We start from the raw sequence: 23,033 nt of genomic DNA, 5'->3' as shown, positions 1-23,033 counted from the left end.
GAGTAGATAGGCAAGCCGCCCCCGCGCCGCTATGGGCGGTGGCATGCAACCAAGCGATCTTCGTATCGCGCTGTTCAGCGGTAACTATAATTACACGCGGGATGGCGCCAATCAGGCGCTCAACCTGTTGGTCGGCCACCTGCTCGATCGCGGTGTGAAGGTGCGCGTCTATTCGCCGACCGTCGACGAGCCGGCCTTTGCGCCAACCGGAGACCTCGTGAGTGTGCCGGCGATCCCGATGCCGGCCGGCCGCGCCGAATACAAATTGGCTCGCGGCCTGCCGAAAAAGGTGCGCGCCGACCTTGAGGCGTTCGCCCCCAACCTCGTCCATGTTTCTGCGCCCGAAATCCTCGGCCATCGCGCGGTGACCTGGGCGCGGCGGCACGACATCGCCTCGGTCGCCTCTTTCCACACGCGGTTCGAAACCTATCCGCGCTATTATCGCATCGGGTTCGTCGAGCCGTTGCTGACCAGCATGCTGACCCGCTTCTACAATCGCGTCGACGAAGTGGTCGTGCCCTCTCCCTCGGTCGCCGAGCTGATCAAGTCGTGGGGCGTGACGGTGCCCGTCAGTATCTGGTCGCGCGGCGTCAATCACGAACGCTTCAATCCCGGCCGGCGCGACCTGGCCTGGCGCCGCTCGCTGGGCATCGCCGATGACGAGGTGGCGGTCGGCTTTCTCGGCCGGCTCGTGCTCGAAAAGGGTCTCGATATCTTTGCCGACGTGGTCAACGAGCTGACCAGGCGCGGCATCCGTCACAAGGTACTGGTGGTCGGTGACGGCCCTGCGCGCGACTGGTTCGCCGATCGCGTGCCCGACGCGGTATTCGCTGGCTTTCAGAGCGGTGACGATCTTGGCCGCGCTGTGGCCGGGATGGATGTGTTCTTCAATCCTTCCGTCACCGAGACGTTCGGAAATGTCACATCGGAAGCGATGGCGGCCGGCGTCGCGGTGGTCGCGGCGCGCGCGACCGGCGCGGTCGATCTGGTCGAAGAGGGGGTCAACGGCTTCCTGGTCCCGCCGCGCGACGTCAACGCCTATGCCGACGCCATTCAACGGCTGATCGAAGACGATTCGCTGCGCGCGTCGGCCGGCGCTTCGGGCCATGCCAAGGCACAGGCCTATGTCTGGGGCCCGGTCAACGAAGTGATGCTGCAGACTTATCTCGACGTGATGGCGCGTCGCGGCGCCTGACCACCCGGTTCGAGTCCCAGGTCGCGGCCGATCGCTTCGACATCGGCGCCCGCGGGTACCAGTCTCCAGGTGCCGGGCCGGCTGGTATCGACCAACGTCACCGCGCCTTTCGGACAGACGCCCAGGCATTTGACCTCGATCAGTCCGACCGGCGACTTGCGCCCCTTCTTCAGGCCAAAACGCTTGCGCAGCGCCTTGCCCAGGCTGGTCTTACCCTTGCGACCGAACCCGCCGCCGAGCTTCTTAGAGCATTTGGAGCAAACCAGAATCGCGCCCGACCAGCGACTCGCAAGCCCTCGTCCCAACGCGCCCAGCTCTTGATCGACTAGCTCGTCGGTCGCCACGCTCGGTTTTCCTCGGCGGCGCGCAAGACGTCATAGGCAGCCTGGATCGCCTGAAAGCGTTTCGCGGCCTCCTCGTCCCCCTGGCGCACGTCGGGATGCCATTCCTTGGCCAGCTTGCGCCAGGCCGCGCGGACCGCTTCGAAATCGGCGTCCGCATCGAGTTCGAGAACATCGAGCGCACGCATTTCGTCGCGCGACCGGCTGCCGTCGCCCGATCCGCCCCAGCCATAATGTCGCGATTCGGCATAGCCGTTCGCCGTCCGCGTTTCGGCGGCCTCGCGTTCGGCGGCTTCTTCCGCGCTCAGGCCCTCAAAATAATTCCAGCCGCGATTATACTCGGCAGCATGATCCTGGCAGAAATACCAGCGCTCGGGGCTGTTGGGGGATTTGGGCGCGGGGCAATTGCCCGGTTGATCGCATCCATGGCGATCGCACATCCGTACGCGAGTCGCCTCGCGAGTCGAGCCATAGCTGCCCCAGCGGGGAAAGCCCCAATTGTCGGATCGGGTCGGACGCGCCATGTGCGCGACATAGGCATTGGGCGTGCGAGCGCAAGCGCGCTCAGTTACGCATCGTGAACCTGACGCGCTGGGTAACGCCACCGCATCCTATCCCACCGTCGGGCCGAAACGCCTTTTCGTAACGCGCGGTCTTGAGCGTATCGTCGCCCGCCTTGGTGAAGATGAATGGCGGGTAGGAGACGACCGCGCGCTGGTTGATCGTCCGGCCATCGGCACCGACGTCGAATTGCACCGACACCCAGCCCTCGAAACCCCACATCTTGGCTTCGTCGGGAAAAGTCCCGCCAACACCGACCAGGCGGGGCGCCGAATCGATCAGCGAGCATTGTTCGGCGGTCGTGCCGGTCTGCGCATAGACGGCCTTGGCGGCAGCAAGGTCGCCGCGCTGGGTGAGGATCGACGCCTTGCGGATGAGCGCGCCGACTTTGAATCCATCCTCCGCGGGCAGCGCCGCGTCGGTGGCGACTTGGTCGAGCAACACCAGGCTGCGCTCCTTGTCGAACCCACGCGACGCGTCGGACATCATCAGCCGGAGTACCGCGCGAGCCTCTGGATCTTCGGCGTAGGGTCCGTTCGAAGCGGCGGCTTCGAGCATCCGGAAATAGCGCCGGCCACCCCAACTATCGGAATTCTTGCTCTGCCAACCCTTCAAGTCGGCGGACAGCCGCGCCATGGCCGGTGCCTTATTGGCCGTCAGGATCGCGGCCTCGCGCTGCGCCAACCTTGCGGCCTCCTCGATCTGCAGCACCGAATTGCGCGACAAAACGTGCAGGATCGGGACCAGGGCGAGAGCGTCGGCACCCTTAGCCTTTTCGAGATCGGCTAATTCCCTGCGCTCGTCGGCCAGCAAGGCCGCATCGGCGCCGTCGCGCTTCAACGGCGTATCGATGCCGCGTTCATCGAGCCATTTCGACAGCCTCTTGTCGAGATAATCGAGCAGCGACGGCTTGGGAAATTCGGTCGAACAGCGCAGTTCAACGCGTGCGCGGTAGCGAAAGAAAGCCGGAAGCGCTTTGACCTGCTCTGGCGTCCACGACCAGTTGCGCACCGCCCGGGCAAAGGGCAGCGCAACCTTGCCTCCGCGCGACGAATAAACGGGCGCGGCATAGCTGACCGCGCCATCGTCGGCGATCGAGAATTCCACAACCGCGGTGTCGTCGGGCCCAAGGTCCGAATCGCCGCCGCAATCGGGGGGCGTCATTTGCACCGCGGGGTCGAACGACCCGGACTGAACCCGCCCGGCACCGGTATAGGCCATATATTTGCGGGCATCGTCGCGGTCGCCCAGCATCATCGCCGCGATCGCGTAATTCGATCGCGCGGCGACATCGTTCAAGTCGGTTCTGCTGGTCAGTCCGCCGAGCAACTTGACCGCCTCTCCTGCGGCAGTCCGCGCGCCTGCGAAATCGCCGCGATTGAGCAGTAACTGGCTTTCCACGCGCTTGAGCGCCGCCCGCGAGACGTTTTCGACCGACTTGTCGGCGAGCCAGGGCTGGACGCGAGCGAGGTCGGCGACCGCCGCGTCGGAGTCGAAAAACGTCTCCGTTTCGACAATCCCGCGCAGCGCACCGAGATGCTCGATCGGCGTAATCGCCAATGCTTCGGCGCGGCGGTAATTATCGGCTGCGGTCGCATAGTCCAGCGACGCTTCGGCCACCTTGGCGAGCACATTATAGCCCTGGATGCGATCGTCGCGCAGCGCCGGCTCGGTTGCCGGCAGAACCTCGAGCGCGGCGCGCGTAGCTATCACCGCTTCGTCACGGCGATCGAGCCGATAGAGCGCGAGGCCCTTGCGCAACCGGACGATGGCCAGACTGCGCGGCTTGTTCGCGACGCGCGGTTCCAGTTTTTCCCAGGCGGCCAACGCGTCGACATACTTGCCGCTATCCTGCAGCACCGTGGCGGCGTCGAATGCCTGTTGAATGGTGAGCGGCGGCGCGGTGGTGTCCGCCAGTGCCAGCATCGGAACCATCGCAAGCACAGCCGCGCCGAGAAGCAATCCGCGCATAATTTCCCCCCGCTTTTGCCGCAGGTTAGCCGACATTCGATATCAGGAAAAGATGGCGGGAAACTGGACTTTTGATGGAAAAGGCAGGATGCGGCGCGCGAGTTAATCGCGCGCCGTCGGTCCTCGCTTTGCGAAGCCGGCCGCGCTCATGCGTGCGCATCGCGCTTCGGCGATTAGCTTCCGCTAATCGCCGCGCATGAGCGCCAGAGGGTCTGTAAGCCGGGTTCTGTCCACCGCTTGCGCGGATGGGCGACCATTCCTCTAGGACGACGCTCGCGCGCCGCCTCCAGCAACCAACCCGGGCGACGGGTGGGAACACACCCATATGCCGCCCCTATTCGGTCTTGCTCCCGGTGGGGTTTGCCATGCCGCCGCTGTTACCAGAAGCGCGGTGCGCTCTTGCCGCACCCTTTCACCCTTACCTCCCGGCGAACCGGGTTGGCGGTCTGCTCTCTGTGGCACTGTCCCTGGGGTCACCCCCGGCGGGCATTACCCGCCACCGTCGTTCCGCGGAGCCCGGACTTTCCTCGCGTGCTTGCGCACCCGCGGCCGCCCGACCCTCTGGCGCCAGCCGACTTAGCGGAAGGCTGACCGGATTCCTACTCATTAACTCTTACCTCTGGGACCACGGCGCTTGAGCGCACGCGCCGCGCTTTCGGTGTCACGGTATTCAGGAGGAAGGGCTAACTTGCCGGTCTGATCGTAGGCGCGGTCGCCTCGGATAAGCGCGGCTTTGGCCAACTTGAACGCCCGCCAAATGATAAAGACCCCCCAAGAGCTACCGGTCCCGAGCGCCACGATCCAGCCCGCAACCTTCAATGATCCGGGAAGAAGGGGCGCTATCAGGACAATCGTGAAGATCGGCAGGAACGTCGCCGACATCGCGACGGACCTAAGGCGATTATCCGAGAGATCGCGATCCACCCAGCGGCGCACCTGGAGGTATCCAGGTAGTCTGGTCATGCGCTACTCGTCGCCCTGCGGTTTGGGCAGCAGCAGCGCGAGCAACAGGCACCGGCACTCGCCATCGATCTCGCCGTCGATCAGTTCGGGGCGAAAACGGCGCTGGAACGCGACCACCGCTGCGAGCTTGTCGGTGACTTCATAGCCGAAGCGTTCGAGTGCCAACAGGAAGCCGGCGTCGCTCCACAGGGGATCCATCAGATTCTTGGTCGGGCGCGGCAATGCCAGCCGCAACCGCGCAAGCTGGCCCCAGGGGAACAGCTCGCCCGGGTCCTGCTTCCTGGTCGGCGCGACGTCCGAATGGCCGACGATATTGCCCCGCGTGATCTCATGGCGATCCTTGATCTCGCCGAGTAGCGGGATCAGCGCCTCGATCTGCGCGGGCGCGAAGTCGCGATAGCCGAATTCGTGACCGGGATTGACCAGTTCGATCCCGATTGAGGCCGAATTGACGTCGGTAATCCCGCGCCAATGCGATTTGCCGGCGTGCCAGGCGCGCTTGTCCTCAGCCACCAGGCGATGGATCGTCCCGTCCTCGTCGATCAGATAATGCGCCGACACCTCGGCTGCCGGATCGGTCAGCCGCGCCAGCGCCGCCTCCGCGCTTTCCATGCCGGTATAGTGCAGCACGATCATCGAGACCGGCAGCTGCCGCTCGTTGAAATTGGGCGACGGGGTATCGATGATCTTCACACGCGCTGAATTGCGGCCAAGCGCGGCGAAAGTAAACCGTCCCGCCGCCTCCGGAATCACGCAGCCGCGGCGGCGGCCCAGTTCGGCTCGTACAGGCCGCGGTAGCGTTGGCTGGGGCGGAAGGCATCGGTCTGGCCAATCACCGTCTCACCGGCGCCGAGCACCAACACGCCGTCGGGACGCAGCACTTGCGCGAGCCGCCCGAGAACCGCGCGACGCATCTCGAGCGAGAAATACAATAGCACGTTGCGGCACAGGATGACGTCGAAGCGACCGATTGGCAGCGAATCGGCGACAAGGTTCATCCGGCGGAACGAAACCATCCGCGTCAGCCCGGGATTGGCGATCCAGTCGCCATCGACCGAATCGAACCATTGCATCATCCGCCGGATCGGCAAGCCGCGCTGGATTTCGAACTGGGTGTACCGTCCGGCGCGTGCCTTGTTCAACGCCGCTTCGGAGACGTCGGTAGCGAGGATCTCGGGCATTTGGCGGTCGAGTTTTTCGGCGAAAAGCATCGCCAGACTGAGCGGCTCCTGTCCGTTCGAGCAACCCGCCGACCAGATCCGCGGACGCCGCGTATCGGGAATAGCCGAGACTGCCTGTTCGACGATGTCGAATACCGCGGCGTCGCGGAAGAACGAACTCTCCTGGTTGAGCAATTCGTCGACCACCCGGTCGGCGAGCGGTCCGCCACGGTCCGCGCGGATCGCTTCGGCGAGCTTCTCCAGCGTGTGGTGGCCGGTATCGCGCATCACCGGCTTCAGCGCGGTTTCGATGCGCCAATTGCGGTTGGCCGCCATTTGCTGCCCGGTGCGCGCCTCGAGCAGCGCGATGAATTCCGCGACCGCGCCGGCGGGGCGCGGCGTCAGCATGAAGGCCGCCGACGGCGCGCGATCAATTGGCCGATCTCGTCCGGCGGCAGGATCGCGTCCGCGATCCCCCCGGAGACCACGGCGCCGGGCATGCCCCAGACCACCGAGGATGCGCGGTCCTGCACGACGACGCTGCCGCCGGCGGCGGCCAGCTGCCCCGCGCCGATCGCGCCATCGCGGCCCATGCCGCTCAGCATCACGCCGAGCGCGCGTGCGCCATAGACCTCGGCTACCGATTGCAGCATGGGGTCGACCGATGGCAGACAGCCGCTGGCCGATGCCACGGTGGATAGACGGATCACGACGTCATCGCCCATCGCGACGCAGCGCATATGCGCGCGGCCCGGCGCGATCAGAATGCGGCCGGGACGTATGCGAACGCGGTCCTCCGCCACCTCGCAGGGACGATTGGCCAGCACCGCGACCTGCGCGGCAAAATAGGGCATGAACGATTCGGGCAGATGCTGGGTGATCAGGATCGGCAAGCGGAACTCGGCGGGGATTGCCCGGAGCAATTGACTGAGCGCGTGGATGCCACCGGTCGAGGCACCGATCGCGACGATATCATAGTCGTTTCCCGGCGCGATGGCCGCCGCCGGAGTCCGCGGCGCGACGACCTCATCGGCCTCTACCAGTCGAATGAGGCGTTCGTTGAGTTGATCGCCGAAGCGCCCGGCAAAGGCCCCGACCTCGGGTTTGACCAGCGTATCGGCGGCGCCCAACGCCAAGGCCTGGACCGTTGAGGCGGCGCCGTCGGCGCATGCCGAGGACACGACCAGTACGCGGGCACCCTGGCCCGCCGCGATCAGGTCGGGCAAGGCGGTCAGGCCGTCGATTCCCGGCATTTCGATGTCGAGCAGGATTATGTCGACGCGGTGCCGCGCCAGGAACGCGAGCGCCGCCTTGGCGTCCTGGACCGCGCCGGCCACCAGGAAGCGGCCACCGCTGTCGATCGCCCGCGCGATCACGGCGCGTGCAACGACCGAATCGTCGACGATCAGGACCGAGGGTGGCGCCTCGAAATGGGGAATGTCGGGAGCCTTGCTCGCCATCACGGCACCAGTGAGTTTAGGCCAGGCCGACGATCTGCAGCTTCGATTCCAGCGTTTCGCGATCGAACGGCTTCATCACATATTCGTCGGCGCCCGCTTCGATCGCGGCGCGGATATAGGCCATGCCGTTCTCGGTCGTGCAGAACACGACCTTGGGCCGGCTCGACAATGCGGTGTCGCGGAGCGCACGCAGGAAATCCATCCCGCTCATCACCGGCATGTTCCAATCCAGCAGGATCACGTCGGGAACCGACGTCATGCAGCTGTCGAGCGCCTCCTTGCCGTCGGCGGCCTCGTTCACCTCGAAATTCAACGTCTCGAGGATATGGCGGGCGACCTTGCGGATCACCTTGGAATCATCGACAACCAGACACGTCTTCATGACCGAAACACCCCGTTACTAGGCCCATCCAAGGGCTTACCCGCCAAACCGTGATCACTCGGTTAATTAGCGTGCAGATCCGCTCTGCAGCCTAGATTGCATTCGCGTCGTTCGACGGCCCGTGGACGAGCGCGGTGAGGTCGATCGCCAGAATCGGCTCGCCGTCGCGCTCGACTGCACCGCAACCGGCCTCACGCCAGCCCGCGTCCAGCCCGATCCCCGACGGCAGCGGCGCGGCGACGAACGGCGCGACGTCCTCCAGGCTATCGACCAGCACGGCGTAATGATGTCCGTCGACCACCGTGATGACCGCGCGCGATCCGGCGATGGCGAGCTTGGGCAGGCCGAGCGCGGCATGCGTATCGATGACCGTCACTACCCGGCTGCGCAACGCGGCCAGGCCGCGGATATGCGGCGCGGCCCGCGGCGTCGGGACGACCGCACCGATATCGACTACCGACTCGACCTGCGCCGAGTCGATCGCGACTCCGCGGCCGGCAATATGGGCGATCAGGAAAAGTTGCTCGCTCATGCCACATTTACCCGTTTGGCGACCGCCGCGAGCAACCCGGCGCGGTCATAGCGATAGACGCGATCATCGCCGCCAGTGTCGCGCCGATCATTGCTGAGACGTAGAACCCGGCCATCGCGTGCAGCGGCCTGCGCGGCATCCGTGGTCAGGATCACCGCCGGCTGTTCGTCCGCATTCGCCTTGGTCGAAACACGATACCCGGCTTGTTCGAGTACCGGCTTCAGGAAGGTCGCGATCCAGCTGTCCGACTGGCTGTCGATCAGGCAGAGCGGCGCACCGGGTCGGACGATGTCCTCCGCATCAGGACCCAGCAGCCATTGCGGATCGATCAGTTCGACCTGTTCGTCGCCGATCACGACGACCCCCAGGATCGGCCCGGGTTGCGCCGACGGGGAGATTTCGGGCGGAATGGCGACGATGTCGACCGGCTCGGCGATCGCATAAGCGATCTCCGCATCGCCATCCTTGATCCTCAGCACCGCGAGTTCGGTATGACCGTCGGTCTCGCCGAGCGCGGCAAGCGGCACGATTCGATCGTCGACCAACAGACGCATCCGGCCACCGCTGAACCGCACATTGGAGCTATGGACCGTCTCGACACGGTCGACGATCGCCAGCGGCACCGCGCGGCGGCGCCCGTCGAGATCGTTGAACAGCAGTGCGTCGGCCGAGATCGCCTCTGGCTCGCTTGCCTCCTCTTCCTCGACCGCCGTGTCGCGCGCGAAGTTGATGCCGGCCGCCGCGGCGACCCCGGCGCAATCGAGCAGCAGCATCGGCGAGCCGCTGTCGGGCAAGGTCTGGCCGGCATAGATGCCCGTCGCCATGACCGCCGGCGACGCCGGCTTGATCACCAATTCCTCGTGATCGAGCACCGAATCGACCGCGACGGCGAAACTGCCACCACTGGCACTGATGATCGCCAGCATGTCGGCCGCCATCGGATCGGTGGCACGCAGCCCGAGCAATGCGGCGAGATCGACCAGCGGCATGCGGCGATCGCGCACCGTCGCCGCCGGCGTATCGCCAAGCAGGTCGACGCGGATCGTGTCGCCGGAGACGTGGACGATCTCCTCGATCGCCTGGCGCGTGACCGCGAAACGCTGGCCGGCGATACCGATCACGATCGCGGGAATGATCGACAATGTCAGCGGCACGTGGATCAGGATTCGCAGTCCGCGGTCCTTGGCGTTGACCAGATCGATCCGTCCGCCGATCTGTTCGATATTGGCGCGCACGACGTCCATCCCGACGCCCCGTCCGGAAATCGCGGTGACTTCGTCCTTGGTCGACAGGCCAGGCTCGAAGATCAGGTCGAGCTTGGCGCGTTCGCTCAGCATCGACAGATCGCGACCGCGCGACTGGCCCGAGACGGTGAGCTTCTGAACCAGCCGATCGGTATCGATTCCCCGGCCGTCGTCGGCGACTTCGAGGATGATCTGATTGCCCGACTGGCGCGCGGAAACGACCAGCCGCCCGACTTCGCGCTTGCCCAGGGCACGGCGTTCCTCGGCACTTTCGATGCCATGGTCGATCGAATTGCGGATGATGTGGACGAGCGGATCGCGCATCATCTCGATCATCTCGCGATCGAGTTCGACGTCGGATCCTTCGATCTGCAGTTGCACCGACTTACCGACCTCAGCGGCCGTATCGCGCACCATCCGCGGCAAGGCGGAGAACAACGCATCGACTTTCTGCATGCGCGTCCGGGTCACGGTGTCGCGCATCTCCGCCACCGTCAGCGACAGGCGGTCGAGCGCGGCTTCGATCGTCGGATCGACATTCTGATCGCGCATGCGGCGCGCGAGTTCGTTTCGTGCCAGCACCATGTCCGACATGCCCGACATCATGCGATCGAGCAGATCGGTCGACAGCCGCACGCTGCGATTGCCGACACGCTGGCCGCTGGGGGCCTGTTGAGCGGCGGGAGCAGCCGCTTCGGCGCCCGAATTGAGCGCGGCGATCAGCAATTCCTCGCCGCTATCGTCGAGCGCGGCACCGGCGTCGATCGCCTCGACGATCTCGCCGATACGATCGACGATCGCCAGCACTGCGGTGACCAGTTTCTGGTCAGGCGTCCGCTCGCCCGAACGAACCGCGGCAAGCACGTCTTCCGCGGCATGACTCAGGCGCGCCAGACGGGGCAGATCGAGGAATCCGCAGCTTCCCTTGACGGTGTGGACGAACCGAAAAATCGCGTCGAGCCGCGCGCGGTCGGCCGGATCGGCTTCCCACGCGACGATCTCGCCCGAGAGAGCGTCGAGCGTCTCGCGGGTTTCGGCAATGAATTCCTGGAGCAGATCGTCCATGGGTCCCCGGGCTTGATGCGCGGGACGACCTTGGACGAACAGTGGTAAAAGAGACGTTTACCCGGCGCGAATTGTCACACCGAACAGCAGAACGGGCGCATCCGGTTCGGAGATCTGGACCTTCCCGTCGCCATCGCGGACTAGCGAATGGACCAGATAGGCGGCTGCGGCACGCGGCGTGATCGTCGCATCGCCCTGTTCGCCGAGCAACGTCGTGCGCAATTCCTGATCGAGCACCAGCCGCGGCCCCTCCGCGCGGACGACGATTTCGATGTTTCCCGCATTCTCCTCGGCACCGATATCGAGCTGGCCGCCGCGCACCAGCGCGTCGCCTGCGATCAGCGCAAGGTTGAGCAACACCTTGGTTGCCGGTTTGGGCAAGGTCGCTTCCTCGACCATCCAGCCGATCGACAGCTTCGCGTTGTCGCTGAACAATCCCTCGATCGCCGAGCGCGTCTCGCGCGTGTCGACCGTCTCGCCGAACCCGCCGGCCGCTCCGAACGCCAGGCGAAAGAATTTGAGCTTGTTGGCCGACGCCCGCGCACTTTCGTTGAGCAATTCGAGACAGCGCGCGCGCATCTCCGGATCATGCTCGTCGGCAAGCAATTCGAGCCCGTTGTTGAGCGCGCCCACGGGGCTGAGCAGGTCGTGGCAGAGACGCGAGCAGAGCAGGCTGGCGAAGTCGACCGAGGTCATGGTCATTTCAATATGCTTTCATTGGTCGCACTGGACTTTGCTCTTCTGGCGGAGGGGCGACGGTCGTGCAACCTTCCGGCAGCAAGTCGCAGTTTATCGGCTCGAATGCGCCTTTGATCGATCCATTCGGCACGGCGCGCCACCAGGCAAGCGCGCCGCGTGCCGCGATGGCCCAGATGGAGCCGTCTGCGGCTGCAGCCTCCGCGTCGCGTTGAGAAGGCACGAGCGAACCGGAAGGATGCGAGTGATAATGGCCGATCACCGCAGGGCCGCCTTCTCTTGCGCTGCGATGCGCGGAGATCAGCGCCGCCGGGTCGATCTCGAACGCGACCGCAGGATCAGAAGCCACGTTTCGGCACGGCACGACGCGCTCGACCCGCATTCCACGTCCCAGCAACAGCCCGCATACCTCGCGGTCGGCACGAGACGCCGCTTCCACCACGATGGCGTCCACCGCGGACCTTGAAATTTCCAACCTCATCCCCATCTCCCTACACGAATGGTTCCGGGGGTTTCCATCATCGAAGCAGTGGTTTCGGGCACAGCCAAAGGCTGGCGGCTCGATCGGGCGCTGGCGGATGCCGTGCCTACGCTGTCACGCGAGCGGTTGAAGGCGCTCATTTCGTCGGGCGCGGTCAGCGACCCGTCGGGTACGCTGATGCGCGACCCGGCGCGCAAGCTCGCGGGTGGCGAAACATTCACCGTCACCATGCCGGTCCCGCGGCCCGCGCATAACGAAGCGCAGGACATCCCGCTCGATATCGCGTTCGAGGACGAGCATCTGATCGTGATCGACAAGCCCGCCGGGCTGGTCGTCCACCCCGCCGCCGGCAATTTGGACGGCACCTTGGTCAACGCCCTGCTCCACCATTGCGGTGGCAGCCTGTCGGGGATCGGTGGCGTCGCGCGGCCCGGGATCGTGCATCGCATCGATAAGGATACGTCGGGTCTGATGGTAGCGGCGAAGACCGATCGCGCGCATGAAGGCCTCGCCAAGCAGTTCGCCGACCACTCGATCGATCGTCGCTATCGCGCGCTGGTCTCGGGTCATCTGACATCCGCCAGCGGCACGGTGGATGCACCGCTGGCGCGCAGTCCGCAGAACCGCAAGAAAGTCGCGATCGTACGTACCGGCAAGCGGGCGGTAACGCATTGGCGCAAGATCAGAAGCTTGCATGAGGCCGATCTGGTCGAGTGCAAGCTGGAGACCGGCCGTACCCACCAGGTGCGCGTGCACATGGCGTCGATCGGCCACCCCTTGATTGGCGACCCGGTTTATGGTAGAACAAAACAGGTTCACAGGAAGGTTCTGGAAACCCTGAATTTCCGCCGCCAGGCATTGCACGCGGCGCATCTCGGGTTCATCCACCCCATCACAAGAAACGCTTTGTCGTTCGATAGTGAAATCCCAGCGGACATGCGGGAACTGTTCGATACACTCAGCGATTGAGTTTTGTTGCAGTGCGGCACGTCGCCTCTCGAAGGGGCGTGACGGCTGCTAAGGTAAGGGAGACTAGATCATGGCAAATCGCAGCAACGTCCCCGCGACGATTCCTGCTCTCGGCGGAGAGGCAAGCCTCAACCGCTATCTGGCCGAGATCAAGAAGTTCCCGATCCTGACCCCGGAACAGGAATATATGCTCGCCAAGCGCTTTTCGGAGCATGGCGATACCGAGGCGGCGGCTCAGCTCGTCACCTCACACCTGCGTCTCGTGGCCAAGATCGCGATGGGCTATCGCGGCTACGGCCTGCCCGTCTCGGAACTGATCAGCGAAGGCAATATCGGCCTGATGCAGGGCGTGAAGAAATTCGAGCCCGACCGCGGCTTCCGCCTCGCCACCTATGCGATGTGGTGGATCCGCGCCTCGATCCAGGAATTCATCCTGCGCTCGTGGAGCCTGGTGAAGATGGGCACCACGGCGGCGCAGAAGAAGCTGTTCTTCAACCTGCGCCGGATGAAGTCGAAGCTCGACGCGTTCGAGGATGGCGATCTCAGCCCCGAGAACGTCGCGAAGATCGCCAAGGATCTCGGCGTGACCGAGGACGAGGTCAACTCGATGAACCGCCGCATGGCGATGGGCGGCGACACGTCGCTCAACGTCTCCATGCGCGAGGACGGGGAAGGCCAGTGGCAGGATTGGCTGCAGGACGAGTCGCCCCTGCAGGATTCGGTCGTCGCCGAAGCGCAGGAAGCGGATGTCCGCCACAACCTGCTGACCGAAGCGATGGATGGCCTGAACGAGCGCGAGCGTCACATCCTGACCGAACGCCGGCTGACCGACGATCCCAAGACGCTCGAGGAATTGAGCCAGGTCTATGGCGTGTCGCGCGAGCGCGTCCGTCAGATCGAGGTTCGTGCGTTCGAGAAGCTGCAGAAGGTGATGATGCGGCTGGCCGGTGAAAAACGGCTGATCGCGGCCTAGTTCGTCCCCGGCGTCTACGCTTCGTTACCGCCATTGCCGGTACGAGGCGCGGACCGTAGACCGGGCGGATGAGCAGCAAGTTCGTCGTCATCGGAGGAGGCGCCGCCGGCATCGCTGCCGCACGGCGCCTCTTCGATTCCGGCGCCGACGTACTGTTGCTGGAAGCGAGCGGGCGGATCGGTGGACGGGCGCACAGCGTACGCGTCGGCCGTGAGGCGCTCGATCTCGGCTGTGCCTGGCTGCATTCAGCCGATCGCAATCCCTGGACGCGGATCGCGCTGGCGGAGGGGTTCCAGATCGACCGCACTCCGGCACATTGGCGCGAGCAATGGCGCAATCTCGGGTTCCCGGCCGCCGATCAGCAGGCGTTTCAGGCGGCGTATCGGCAATTCTCCGAGCGCGCTCTGGCCTATCGCGACGGGCCCGATCGGCCGCTGTCCGACTTCATCCAGCCCGACAATCCGTGGCGCCCGCTGATCGATGCGATTTCGGGTTATGCCAATGGCGCCAATCTGAGCGCCGTCTCGCTGCACGACTGGGCGGCGTATGAAGACGCCGCGAGCGACGACAATTGGCGCCTGGTAGAGGGCTATGGCACGCTCATTGCCGCTCATGGCAAGCGCCTGCCCGTCCGGCTCGATTGCCCCGTTTCGAGGATAGATCATCGTGGCCCGCGGATACGCCTGGTCACGCCGCAAGGGCTGATCGAGGCCGACCGCGTGATCGTCGCGGTGCCGACGCCGATCATTGCCGACGGGGACCTGACGTTCGACCCGCCGCTCGACGCCAAGCGCGAGGCCGCCACCGCGCTTCCGCTGGGGCTCGCCGACAAGATCTTCCTGGGCATTCGCGGCGACGATTATCCGCACAATGCTCACGTGATCGGCAACCCGCATGCGGCATGGACCGCCAGCTATCAGATCGGCTATCTCGGCCAGCCGGTGGTCGAAGCCTTTTTCGGCGGCGACTGCGCCGAAGCGATCGAGCGCGAAAGCGACCCTGGCGCCGCCGATTTCGCGATCGGTGAGCTCGCCCGCCTGCTCGGCAACGACTGGCGGCTGCGACTGCAGCCGCTCGCCCGGACGCGCTGGCGCGCCGAACGCTTCATTCGCGGCAGCTATTCGCATGCCCGGGTCGGCCAGGCCGGGCAGCGCCGGGTGCTCGCCCAGCCGCATGACGACCGCATCTTCTTTTCCGGCGAGGCCTGCTCGGCCAGCGATTTCTCCACCGCCCACGGCGCTTACGAGACCGGCATCGCCGCCGCGGAAGATGCTCTTGCCGCCGACCGCCGACCGCGCATAGTGGCGAGCATGCCGTTGATGACGGCGCCTTCGCCCAACCCCGCCGACATCGCGACGACACAGGCCGATCCCGATCCCATGCCCGCCAGAGCCAAACCCCGACGCTCCTTCCTACGCCGCCTGTTCGGCTGGATCTGGAAAGGCGCGCTCGCCTTCCTGGTCGTCAGCGTGCTGTGGGTCGGCATCTACCGCTTCATCAACCCGCCCTTCACCTTCACGATGCTGGGCGACGTGCTGCACGGCCAGTTGATCACCAAGCAATGGATGTCGATCGACCGCATGGATCCCAACATGCCGCGCGCCGCGATCGCCGGCGAGGATGCGCGCTTCTGCCTGCACGACGGGTTCGACTTCAACGCGCTCAGGCAGGCCTATCAGCGTAACCAGAAAGGCGGGCGCATCCGCGGTGGCTCGACGATCAGCCAGCAGACCGCGAAGAATGTCTTCCTGATCCAGGGCGGCGGCTATGTCCGCAAGGGCTTCGAGGCGTGGTTCACGTTCCTGATCGAGCATCTGTGGGGCAAGCGCCGGATCATGGAAGTCTATCTCAACGTCGCTGAGACGGGGATCGGCACCTACGGGGCCAATGCCGGTTCGATCCGCTATTTCGGCCACGACGCGTCGCGCATGTCGCCGACCGAAGCCGGGCGCATCGCCGCCGTCCTGCCGCTGCCCAAGAAGCGTGCCGCGATCGACCCGCGCGGCTTCGTGCGGCGTCACGGCAATGCGCTGGCGAGGTATGTCAACGTGGTGCGCGGCAACGGGCTCGACAGCTGCGTGCGATAGACAGACGTAGACGCGCGTTCCGCCATCTTCGATGAGAAACTGGTCAGGCGTATAACCGCACTACAATTTCGAATGGTACGGATAGTCAGACCGAATTACGGTCATAGCCACAGACTTACCGTGTGCGAGGAAATCCGATGAAGCTGATCGCCATGGCCCTTGCATTGGTCTCGATCGGGCCAACCTCGCTTTTCGCAGCGGACCGGGTCGCCGAACGTTGCACCGGAACCGAAACTGTCCAGGTCGGAACGCAGCCGCCGCAGACGCTCGCATATTCGCTCAATTTCAGCGCCGACTTGGTGCGCAAATCATATTGCTACGACAAATGCCGTCGTGAGCAGAGCTACGCGATCAGCGATGCGACGTCGAACCCCATGAAGCTTGCCGACCTCGATCGAGGCGGTCAGACGCGCCGTCTGACGTTTGATCGTGATGCGTCGGTCTTGACCGACTATCAGGTCATTGCTGCCGGGCCGGTGAAGGTCGTCAGAAATGCCTCTGCCAAGTGTCGCGCCGCGAAATTCCACCAGCCGCCGGCAGATGCGCCCGCCGACCCGAAATAGCGGTGCGCGTTCGCTCAAGCCGTGCCGCTCGTTAACGTCAGACACCGCCACCGGACATCATCGCGTAAACGCAACACGCGAAGAGAGCGGCCAGCATCCACGATATTAAGGCCCGCATGAACGCTTGCGACCGGCGCGCACCCAACGCCAGCGCTACGGCCGGCAGTATTGCGCCGCCAAACAAGAATCCCAACGAACCATAACGATACCAGATTTCCTGTCCGACGCTCGAATATTGGCCGAAAGCGAACGCCGAAACCAGCAACCCCATTAGCAGAGCGTTGAGCGCGATCAGGGCGATCACGCAACCTATCCCGCCGTCTCGGACAACGTGCCGGCCGTCGCTAGGTCCACGACGGGACATCTCATCGACCATGCCTTGCTCCGCAGGGACCGAACGCTGCCTTACCTAGATTCGTCCGAATCGATCAAAACGGCAGCTTGAACCCCGGCGGCAGCGGCAGGCCCTGAGTCATCTTCGCCATCGCGTCGTTGGACGCAGAATCGGCCTTTGCCCGCGCGTCGTTGAACGCGGCGACGATCAAATCCTCAAGCATCTGCTTCTCGGACGGTTGCAGCAGCGACGGATCGATGTCGATGCCGATGATCCGCCCCTTGGCCGAGGCCTTGACCTTGACCATGCCGCCGCCCGACGCACCCTCGACCTCGATCTGATCGAGCCCGTCTTGCGCCTTGGCCAGTTCGGCCTGGACGTTCTGCGCCATTGCCATGATGTCTTCGAGACTCTTCATCCCAATGCTTCCTTGTTGATCCGTTCGAGCACCGCGTCGGGGAATGTCTCCAACGCTGCCTTCACGATAGGGGTTTCCATGACCGCGGCGCGTTCGGCCTCTTCCTCGGCCTTGCGACGTTCGGCAAGCGTTGCCTCGCCCTCTGCGTCCTCGGTCGTCACTTTCCACTTGGCGCCGGTCAGCTCGCCCAAGCGTGCGGCGAGAGTCGTCGGCAGGTCGGCGGGCAAAGGCCGCGATGTGCTGAGCACCAGTTCGGGCGCCTCGTAGCGCACCACCCTGGCATTGGCGGTCAAATGCGACAGCAGGGAGCCGCCGCCATTGGCGCGGACCAGCTCGACCATTGCGTCAAAGCTGGCGGGCAGTGTCTGGACGGCAACGGGAGCGGGAGCGGACGACGGAGCGACGCTCGTTGAGGGCGGCGCGACGGATGGCGGAATACCCGACGCTATCTGGCGTGCGAGTTCGCCGGGATCGGGCAGGCTGGACGCATGGACGACGCGGAGCAACGCCATTTCGCCCGCCTCGATCGGCAGCGCTGCGCGCGCGACTTCCTCATGCCCCTTGAGCATCAATTGCCACAAGCGATGGAGCGCCGGAAAGGACAATAACCGCGCCCAGCCCTGATAGGCGTCACGCTCCTCCGCCGATTGCGCGGGATCGGCATCACCGCCCAGCTTCGCCAGGGTCACCGCATGGACGGTCTCGAGCAGGCCGCGCAGTACCGATTGCGGGTCGACGCCGAGATCATATTGCCGGCGCAACGCTGCGAGCGCACCGGGCGCGTCGCTGTCGAGCAGCAGCGCGAACAGGTCCCGAATCGCGGCGCGATCCGACAGGCCGAGCATCGCGCGCACGGCAGTGGCGGTCACGCCGCCGCCTTCCATCCCAGCATGGGCGATCGCCTGGTCGAGGATCGACAGGCCGTCGCGCGCCGATCCGTCCGCCGCGCGCGCGACCAGCGCCAGGGCCTCGGGCTCCGCTTCGGCGCCTTCGAGTTCGGCGACATGTGCGAAATGCGCCGCCAATTTGTCCGCCGGAATGCGCCTGAGATCGAACCGCTGGCACCGCGACAGGACGGTGACGGGCACCTTCTGCACTTCGGTCGTCGCCAGCAGAAACTTCACATGTTCAGGAGGTTCTTCAAGTGTCTTAAGAAGTGCATTGAACGCATTCTTCGACAACATGTGGACTTCGTCGATGATGTAGATCTTGAACCGCGCGCCGAAGGCGGCGAGGCGCGCGGCATCGATCACCGCGCGCATATCGTCGACGCCGGTATGGCTGGCGGCGTCCATCTCGATCACGTCGATATTGCGCCCTTCGGCGATCGACACGCAGGGCTCGCACACGCCGCAGGGGTCGATCGTGGGACCCCCCTGCCCGTCCGGTCCGATGCAATTGAGCGCCTTGGCGATCAGCCGCGCGGTCGAGGTCTTTCCGACCCCGCGCACGCCGGTGAGCAGGAAGGCGTGCGCCAGCCGTCCGCGCCGGATCGCATTGGCCAGCGTCTGGACCATCGCGTCCTGGCCGATCAGCTGATCGAAATTCTGCGGCCGGTACTTGCGCGCGAGCACGCGGTACGCGGTATCCTTGGGCTGCGGCGGCTCGCCGAGATCGAAAGAGTCGGACATCACCCCTTATCTAGGGTCGGCGAGCCTGATTGTCGAAGCCTTACCAGCGACGGAAGCACACGCGATGCGGTCGGCCCCAGCGCCACGAGGTGCGGCACATGAGCCGCGAGCCGCGCCAACGATACGGGCGTCCATAGCCATAGGCGTAACGCGGGCGATAATAGCCGCCACGCCAGCCCGAGCGGTACCCGCCATGCCACCCGCGATTGCCGTTGCGCCAGCCATAATGGCGGCCACGATCACGATATTGATCGGCGGTGGCGGTGGTACCGGACGGCTGAGCCAATGGCGTGGCGATCGAGGCAGGCCGGGTCAGCGCGGTTTCCGCCGCGGCTGGAGTAGCGGCCGAGGCGCCGGCGACGGCCAGCAGCACGGTGAACAAATGAGCGATACGCATACAGGACTCCTTTCCTCATGGGTCAGAGGCACTGTCGCAATGCGCGAAAGCGCCGTCGCGTTCCGATATCGTATCAAAACCGGCGCATGAGTCGATTGATTAGCCGCATTCTGGATGTAACTCTCATTGTCGGCCACGCACCGCGTTCCGTAAGGGGGAGACGTCACATGATCCTGGCTCGCAGTTTGATCCTGTCTTTCGCCCTGGCGATCGGGACGATTCCTGCGGCCGTGGCCGAGACCGCGCCGGCACCTGTCTATCAATTGCGCGCCTATCAATTGTTCGAGCCGAGCAAGGCCGTTTTCCATGCCCGGTTTCGCGACCACGCCATGGCGATCATGCGTCGGCACGGTTTCGACATCGTCGCGACTTGGGAGGCCACGCGCGATGGCAAACCCGAGTTCGTCTATCTGCTGCGGTGGAAGGACGAAGCGACGATGAAAGCGTCGTGGGCTGCCTTCCGGGCCGATGAAGAATGGAGCCGGATCAAGCGCGAGACGAACTCTCCCGACGCGCCGATCATGGGCGAGATAGAGGATCGCACGATGCGGCTGACCGACTATTCGCCGCCATTCCATTGAGATGGGTGGGAGCCGGAACGACCCGCAACGAAATCGTTACGGCTGCTTCCTTCCGGACCTGACCGGGTTGGCGACGATTGCGTCCGCCCGACTCCCGCCGCGCATATGGCGGGATCGGGCGGCGCTTTCAAGCGATTAGAATTCGGCGCTTACCAGCGCACGCGCACGTTGCGGCAAGTCCGGATCTTGCGGCCATGATGCCAGCGGACCTTGCACACCTTCTTCCATTTCCATCCATGATGATGACCGTGGCTCCAGCGATCGGGCGCAGGCGCCGCGCTGGCAGACGTAATCGGCGTGAATGCCGACGCGGCGAGAACTCCGGCAGCAACGACAGCGAGGAATTTCATGGCGTATCTCTCCATGTTTTTCGCCCCCCGGCGTGCGCCAACGCTTACCATGGGCGGGCCGTTCCAGGAACGGAATAATAATGGATCGCGCCGCTTTGGACGAAATTTAGGTCAGCGTCCCTGCATGTTTTTGGCGTCGGCCGGAATGCGCACGGTCAGCGTCTCGATCACGTCGCTCAGCCAGATCTGGCACGCAAGACGGCTGTATCGGGTGGCGCCGGCCGCAAGGTCGAGCATGTCCTCTTCCTCCTCCACCGCGGGAGGCAATTTCGCGAAGTCGTCGGCGTCGATGATAACGTGACAGGTCGAACAGGCCATCTGGCCTTCGCACGTCCCTTCAAGCGGCTCGCCGGCATTCTGGGCGAGGTCGAGCAGCCGATCGCCCTGCCGCGCCTCGACTTCGCGCGTGGCGCCGTCGCGCTCGATGAAGATCACGCGCGTCATGCCGCGATTCTCTGCGCCCGTGCCGCGGCGTCGATGCGCTGTAGCGCGTCCACCAATTCCTCCTCGGTAGTATAGCGTCCGAAACCGATACGGATGCTGTTGCGCGCCTGCGCATCGCTCAACCCGATCGCCTCAAGCACATGACTCGGCCGCCCTGACCCACTGGCGCAAGCCGAGCCGGCCGAGAAGGCGATGTCGCGCAGGTCGGACATCAACCGCGCGACGTCCAGCCCGTCGCGCCGGACGTTGAGATTGCCGCGATAGCGATGCTCGACCGATCCGTTGACGATCCAGTCCGCACCCAGCGTTGCACGCGCCGTCGTCCACAACCGCTCGACATGCGCCGCGTCGGAATCGCGCCGCGCCGCCATCAGTGCCGCCGCAGCGCCAAATCCGGCGCACAGAGCGGGGCTAAGCGTGCCAGATCGCCCTGCAGGCTCCTGCCCGCCGCCGTGGAGCAGCGGTGCCAGCTCTATCCCTTCGCGGATCCATAGCGCGCCGATCCCCTTTGGCCCGTGGATCTTGTGCGCCGACAAGGCGATGAGATCGCAGCCTTCCGGAATCGCCACGCGGCCATAGCCCTGCACCGCATCGCACAGGAACAGGGCGCCGGCCTGATGCGCCAGCGCGGCCAGTTCCGCGATAGGCTGGATCACCCCGATCTCGTTATTGACCAGCATCGCCGCGACCAGCTTCACGCCAGGGCGAATCGCCGCACGCGCCGCGTCGAGATCGACAAGCCCGTCGCGCTGCACCGGCAGCACCAGCGAGTCCCCTACGGCTTCCACGGCGTCGAGCACCGCGGCATGTTCGGTGGCGATGGTCACGGTCGGACCGCCGACGCCTTTGATCGCCCAGTTGAGCGCCTCGGTCGCGCCGCCGGTGAAGCTGACGGCGCCCCCGGCGGGCAGCAACGCGGCAACCTGCGCACGTGCCACCTCGATCGCCGCCTTGGCCGCGCGCCCCGGTCCATGCGCCGAATGCGGATTGGCGTGCTGGTCGCGCAGCCAGGGCAGCATCGCGTCCAGCGCCTCGGGCGCGAGCGGCGTGGTCGCCTGATAGTCGAGATAGATCATGCCGCGCGCGCCAGCGATGTCGCGATTTCGCGCCACGCCGCGACGAATGCGTCGAGATCGGCGCGCGTAGTCGACCGTCCGAAACTGACCCGTACCACTTGCTGCGACGCCTGCACGTCCCATCCCATCGCCGACAAGACGTGGCTCGGCTTCATGCTGCCGCTCGCGCAGGCGCTCCCCGCCGATACGGCGATCCCGGCCATATCGAAGCGAATCAGCTGCGTCGTCGCCGCGACGCCGGGCATGCGATACGACCCGATCGCGGGGTGGCGGAAAGCCTCGGCAAGCACCGGTTCGCCGCCCGCTGCCCTGATCTCGGCGTCGAGATGATCGCGCAATTGCCGATAAGTGGCGACATCCTCGGGTTCAGCCAGCGCTGCTGCATAGCCGACGATGCCGGGCATGTTCTCGGTGCCCGGTCGATAGCCGCGTTCCTGACCGCCGGTCGGATCGAGCGCCGCGAGATCGCGGACGAGCAGCGCCCCGACACCGATCGGCCCGCCGCGCTTGTGCGCCGACAGCGCGACGAAATCGGCATGCCGCGCGACCTCGCGGTCGGTGTCGGCCGGCATCTGCGCTGCATCGACCAGCAACAGGTGGCCCGCGGCGTGAACCTGGTCGGCCAGCTCGGCGATCGGCTGGCGGATGCCGGTCTCGCTATTGGCCCATTGGATCGCAACCACCGCCCGTCCGTCGCCGGCCATGGCTGACTCGAGCGCGGCCCGATCGACCAGCCCCGCCGAATCTACGGGAACCAGCGCGATGTCGTAGGCGGCGCGCAGCACCGCATCGTGCTCGACCGCACTCGCCAATCGGCGCGTCACCGTCGAGCGCGTCAGGGCGATCGCCAGCGCCTCGCTCGATCCGCTGGTGAACAAGACCTCGCCTGCCCAGCCATAAGCCGCGGCGACTTGCGTCCGTGCCCTTTCCAGCATCGCCTTGGCCGCGCGGCCCTCGGCATGCGGCGACGACGGATTGGCCCAGCGCGCAAATCCGTCGGCCATGGCGTCGCGCGCCGCCGACAGGAGCGGCGTGGTCGCGGCATGGTCGAGATAGATGCGCTTTGTGACCATCGGTCCGATTCGTTCCAATTGCGTGTTGGGGCCTTCTGCCTATATAGCGCGCAACCTTTAGCGCCACACCGGCGCCTCTGCGGCTA

Annotated in this window: 26 protein-coding genes, 2 other RNA genes and 1 pseudogene; 7 read left to right on the top strand and 22 right to left on the bottom strand. The window is 65.2% G+C overall.

Annotated features, from left to right (window positions below):
* Positions 1–43 precede the first annotated feature (43 nt).
* Positions 44–1,195: a glycosyltransferase family 1 protein gene (locus tag Q0L25_RS20850; RefSeq protein WP_296617642.1), complete on the top strand. Its 1,152-nt coding sequence runs from the start codon at positions 44–46 to the stop codon at positions 1,193–1,195.
* Here Q0L25_RS20850 and Q0L25_RS20845 read toward each other — a convergent pair.
* The 13 genes from Q0L25_RS20845 to Q0L25_RS20785 all read right to left on the bottom strand — a co-directional run bounded on the left by Q0L25_RS20845 (position 1,162) and on the right by Q0L25_RS20785 (position 12,051).
* Positions 1,162–1,539 (bottom strand): (2Fe-2S) ferredoxin domain-containing protein, encoded by a 378-nt coding sequence (locus tag Q0L25_RS20845; RefSeq protein WP_296617640.1) that lies wholly within the window; start codon positions 1,537–1,539, stop codon positions 1,162–1,164. The two genes, Q0L25_RS20850 and Q0L25_RS20845, sit on opposite strands and share 34 nt — an antisense overlap.
* Entirely contained in the window at positions 1,521–2,060 is a 540-nt protein-coding gene (locus tag Q0L25_RS20840) for a J domain-containing protein (protein WP_296617638.1), read from the bottom strand. Before Q0L25_RS20840 ends, Q0L25_RS20845 begins: the two co-directional genes overlap by 19 nt.
* Positions 2,061–2,100: 40 nt before the next feature.
* Positions 2,101–4,068 (bottom strand): hypothetical protein, encoded by a 1,968-nt coding sequence (locus Q0L25_RS20835; RefSeq protein ID WP_296617636.1) that lies wholly within the window; start codon positions 4,066–4,068, stop codon positions 2,101–2,103.
* Between the two features lie 199 nt (positions 4,069–4,267).
* Positions 4,268–4,633, bottom strand: an RNA gene (gene rnpB, locus Q0L25_RS20830) — RNase P RNA component class A.
* Positions 4,634–4,674: 41 nt separating this feature from the next.
* Positions 4,675–5,031, bottom strand: coding sequence for a hypothetical protein (locus Q0L25_RS20825; protein ID WP_296617635.1), 357 nt, complete (start codon positions 5,029–5,031; stop codon positions 4,675–4,677).
* Between the two features lie 3 nt (positions 5,032–5,034).
* A complete protein-coding gene (locus Q0L25_RS20820; RefSeq protein ID WP_296617633.1) occupies positions 5,035–5,724 on the bottom strand; it encodes an N-acetylmuramoyl-L-alanine amidase in 690 nt (229 codons plus the stop codon).
* A 56-nt stretch (positions 5,725–5,780) separates the two neighbouring features.
* Positions 5,781–6,599, bottom strand: coding sequence for a protein-glutamate O-methyltransferase CheR (locus Q0L25_RS20815; protein ID WP_296617632.1), 819 nt, complete (start codon positions 6,597–6,599; stop codon positions 5,781–5,783).
* Entirely contained in the window at positions 6,593–7,651 is a 1,059-nt protein-coding gene (locus tag Q0L25_RS20810) for a chemotaxis protein CheB (RefSeq protein ID WP_296617630.1), read from the bottom strand. The genes Q0L25_RS20815 and Q0L25_RS20810 overlap by 7 nt, the downstream gene beginning before the upstream one ends.
* Before the next feature lie 16 nt (positions 7,652–7,667).
* Entirely contained in the window at positions 7,668–8,033 is a 366-nt protein-coding gene (locus tag Q0L25_RS20805) for a response regulator (protein WP_296617628.1), read from the bottom strand.
* Between the two features lie 91 nt (positions 8,034–8,124).
* A complete protein-coding gene (locus tag Q0L25_RS20800; RefSeq protein ID WP_296617626.1) occupies positions 8,125–8,565 on the bottom strand; it encodes a chemotaxis protein CheW in 441 nt (146 codons plus the stop codon).
* On the bottom strand, positions 8,562–10,874 hold the full coding sequence (locus Q0L25_RS20795) for a chemotaxis protein CheW (RefSeq protein ID WP_296617624.1): 2,313 nt from the start codon (positions 10,872–10,874) through the stop codon (positions 8,562–8,564). Before Q0L25_RS20795 ends, Q0L25_RS20800 begins: the two co-directional genes overlap by 4 nt.
* A gap of 57 nt (positions 10,875–10,931) precedes the next feature.
* Positions 10,932–11,576 (bottom strand): histidine phosphotransferase family protein, encoded by a 645-nt coding sequence (locus Q0L25_RS20790; RefSeq protein WP_296617623.1) that lies wholly within the window; start codon positions 11,574–11,576, stop codon positions 10,932–10,934.
* Between the two features lies 1 nt (position 11,577).
* Positions 11,578–12,051: a M67 family metallopeptidase gene (locus tag Q0L25_RS20785; RefSeq protein ID WP_296617621.1), complete on the bottom strand. Its 474-nt coding sequence runs from the start codon at positions 12,049–12,051 to the stop codon at positions 11,578–11,580.
* Between the two features lie 18 nt (positions 12,052–12,069).
* Between Q0L25_RS20785 and Q0L25_RS20780 the strand changes: the two genes are divergently transcribed.
* The 5 genes and pseudogenes from Q0L25_RS20780 (at position 12,070) to Q0L25_RS20760 (ending at position 16,643) form a co-directional block, all read left to right on the top strand.
* Complete coding sequence (locus Q0L25_RS20780) at positions 12,070–13,020, top strand: RluA family pseudouridine synthase (protein ID WP_296617620.1); 951 nt, start codon at positions 12,070–12,072, stop codon at positions 13,018–13,020.
* A 70-nt stretch (positions 13,021–13,090) separates the two neighbouring features.
* The gene (rpoH, locus tag Q0L25_RS20775) at positions 13,091–13,993 is read left to right on the top strand and encodes an RNA polymerase sigma factor RpoH (RefSeq protein ID WP_066589889.1); all 903 of its coding nucleotides are present in this window, start codon (positions 13,091–13,093) and stop codon (positions 13,991–13,993) included.
* A gap of 68 nt (positions 13,994–14,061) precedes the next feature.
* Positions 14,062–15,255, top strand: a pseudogene (locus tag Q0L25_RS20770) (flavin monoamine oxidase family protein); the annotation flags it as partial.
* A gap of 117 nt (positions 15,256–15,372) precedes the next feature.
* On the top strand, positions 15,373–16,080 hold the full coding sequence (mtgA, locus tag Q0L25_RS20765) for a monofunctional biosynthetic peptidoglycan transglycosylase (protein WP_296617822.1): 708 nt from the start codon (positions 15,373–15,375) through the stop codon (positions 16,078–16,080).
* 137 nt (positions 16,081–16,217) lie between these two features.
* Positions 16,218–16,643 (top strand): hypothetical protein, encoded by a 426-nt coding sequence (locus tag Q0L25_RS20760; protein ID WP_296617618.1) that lies wholly within the window; start codon positions 16,218–16,220, stop codon positions 16,641–16,643.
* A gap of 37 nt (positions 16,644–16,680) precedes the next feature.
* On the opposite strand, the gene Q0L25_RS20755 is transcribed toward Q0L25_RS20760, so the two are convergent.
* The 4 genes from Q0L25_RS20755 to Q0L25_RS20740 form a co-directional block, all read right to left on the bottom strand.
* Positions 16,681–16,947: a hypothetical protein gene (locus tag Q0L25_RS20755; RefSeq protein ID WP_296617617.1), complete on the bottom strand. Its 267-nt coding sequence runs from the start codon at positions 16,945–16,947 to the stop codon at positions 16,681–16,683.
* Positions 16,948–17,071: 124 nt separating this feature from the next.
* On the bottom strand, positions 17,072–17,395 hold the full coding sequence (locus Q0L25_RS20750) for a YbaB/EbfC family nucleoid-associated protein (RefSeq protein ID WP_296617615.1): 324 nt from the start codon (positions 17,393–17,395) through the stop codon (positions 17,072–17,074).
* Positions 17,392–19,026, bottom strand: coding sequence for a DNA polymerase III subunit gamma/tau (locus Q0L25_RS20745; RefSeq protein ID WP_296617614.1), 1,635 nt, complete (start codon positions 19,024–19,026; stop codon positions 17,392–17,394). Before Q0L25_RS20745 ends, Q0L25_RS20750 begins: the two co-directional genes overlap by 4 nt.
* Positions 19,027–19,066: 40 nt before the next feature.
* Positions 19,067–19,423 (bottom strand): hypothetical protein, encoded by a 357-nt coding sequence (locus Q0L25_RS20740; protein ID WP_296617612.1) that lies wholly within the window; start codon positions 19,421–19,423, stop codon positions 19,067–19,069.
* A gap of 167 nt (positions 19,424–19,590) precedes the next feature.
* On the opposite strand from Q0L25_RS20740, the gene Q0L25_RS20735 reads away from it, so the two are divergent.
* Positions 19,591–20,004: an NIPSNAP family protein gene (locus tag Q0L25_RS20735; protein ID WP_296617610.1), complete on the top strand. Its 414-nt coding sequence runs from the start codon at positions 19,591–19,593 to the stop codon at positions 20,002–20,004.
* 1 nt (position 20,005) lies between these two features.
* Here Q0L25_RS20735 and ffs read toward each other — a convergent pair.
* From ffs to Q0L25_RS20710, 5 genes are all read right to left on the bottom strand, one after another.
* Positions 20,006–20,103, bottom strand: an RNA gene (gene ffs / locus Q0L25_RS20730) — signal recognition particle sRNA small type.
* A 50-nt stretch (positions 20,104–20,153) separates the two neighbouring features.
* Positions 20,154–20,354 (bottom strand): hypothetical protein, encoded by a 201-nt coding sequence (locus Q0L25_RS20725; RefSeq protein ID WP_296617608.1) that lies wholly within the window; start codon positions 20,352–20,354, stop codon positions 20,154–20,156.
* Positions 20,355–20,465: 111 nt separating this feature from the next.
* The gene (locus Q0L25_RS20720; protein ID WP_296617607.1) at positions 20,466–20,798 is read right to left on the bottom strand and encodes a 2Fe-2S iron-sulfur cluster-binding protein; all 333 of its coding nucleotides are present in this window, start codon (positions 20,796–20,798) and stop codon (positions 20,466–20,468) included.
* A complete protein-coding gene (locus Q0L25_RS20715; protein WP_296617820.1) occupies positions 20,795–21,874 on the bottom strand; it encodes a cysteine desulfurase family protein in 1,080 nt (359 codons plus the stop codon). Before Q0L25_RS20715 ends, Q0L25_RS20720 begins: the two co-directional genes overlap by 4 nt.
* The gene (locus tag Q0L25_RS20710; protein WP_296617606.1) at positions 21,871–22,947 is read right to left on the bottom strand and encodes an aminotransferase class V-fold PLP-dependent enzyme; all 1,077 of its coding nucleotides are present in this window, start codon (positions 22,945–22,947) and stop codon (positions 21,871–21,873) included. The genes Q0L25_RS20715 and Q0L25_RS20710 overlap by 4 nt, the downstream gene beginning before the upstream one ends.
* Positions 22,948–23,033: the final 86 nt, after the last annotated feature.

Origin of the sequence: Sphingomonas sp. (genome assembly GCF_024508665.1) — a bacterium.
GTDB lineage: Bacteria > Pseudomonadota > Alphaproteobacteria > Sphingomonadales > Sphingomonadaceae > Sphingomonas.
The sequence above is the reverse complement of the archived record's forward strand: the minus strand, read 5'-3'. Positions and strand labels throughout refer to the sequence as shown.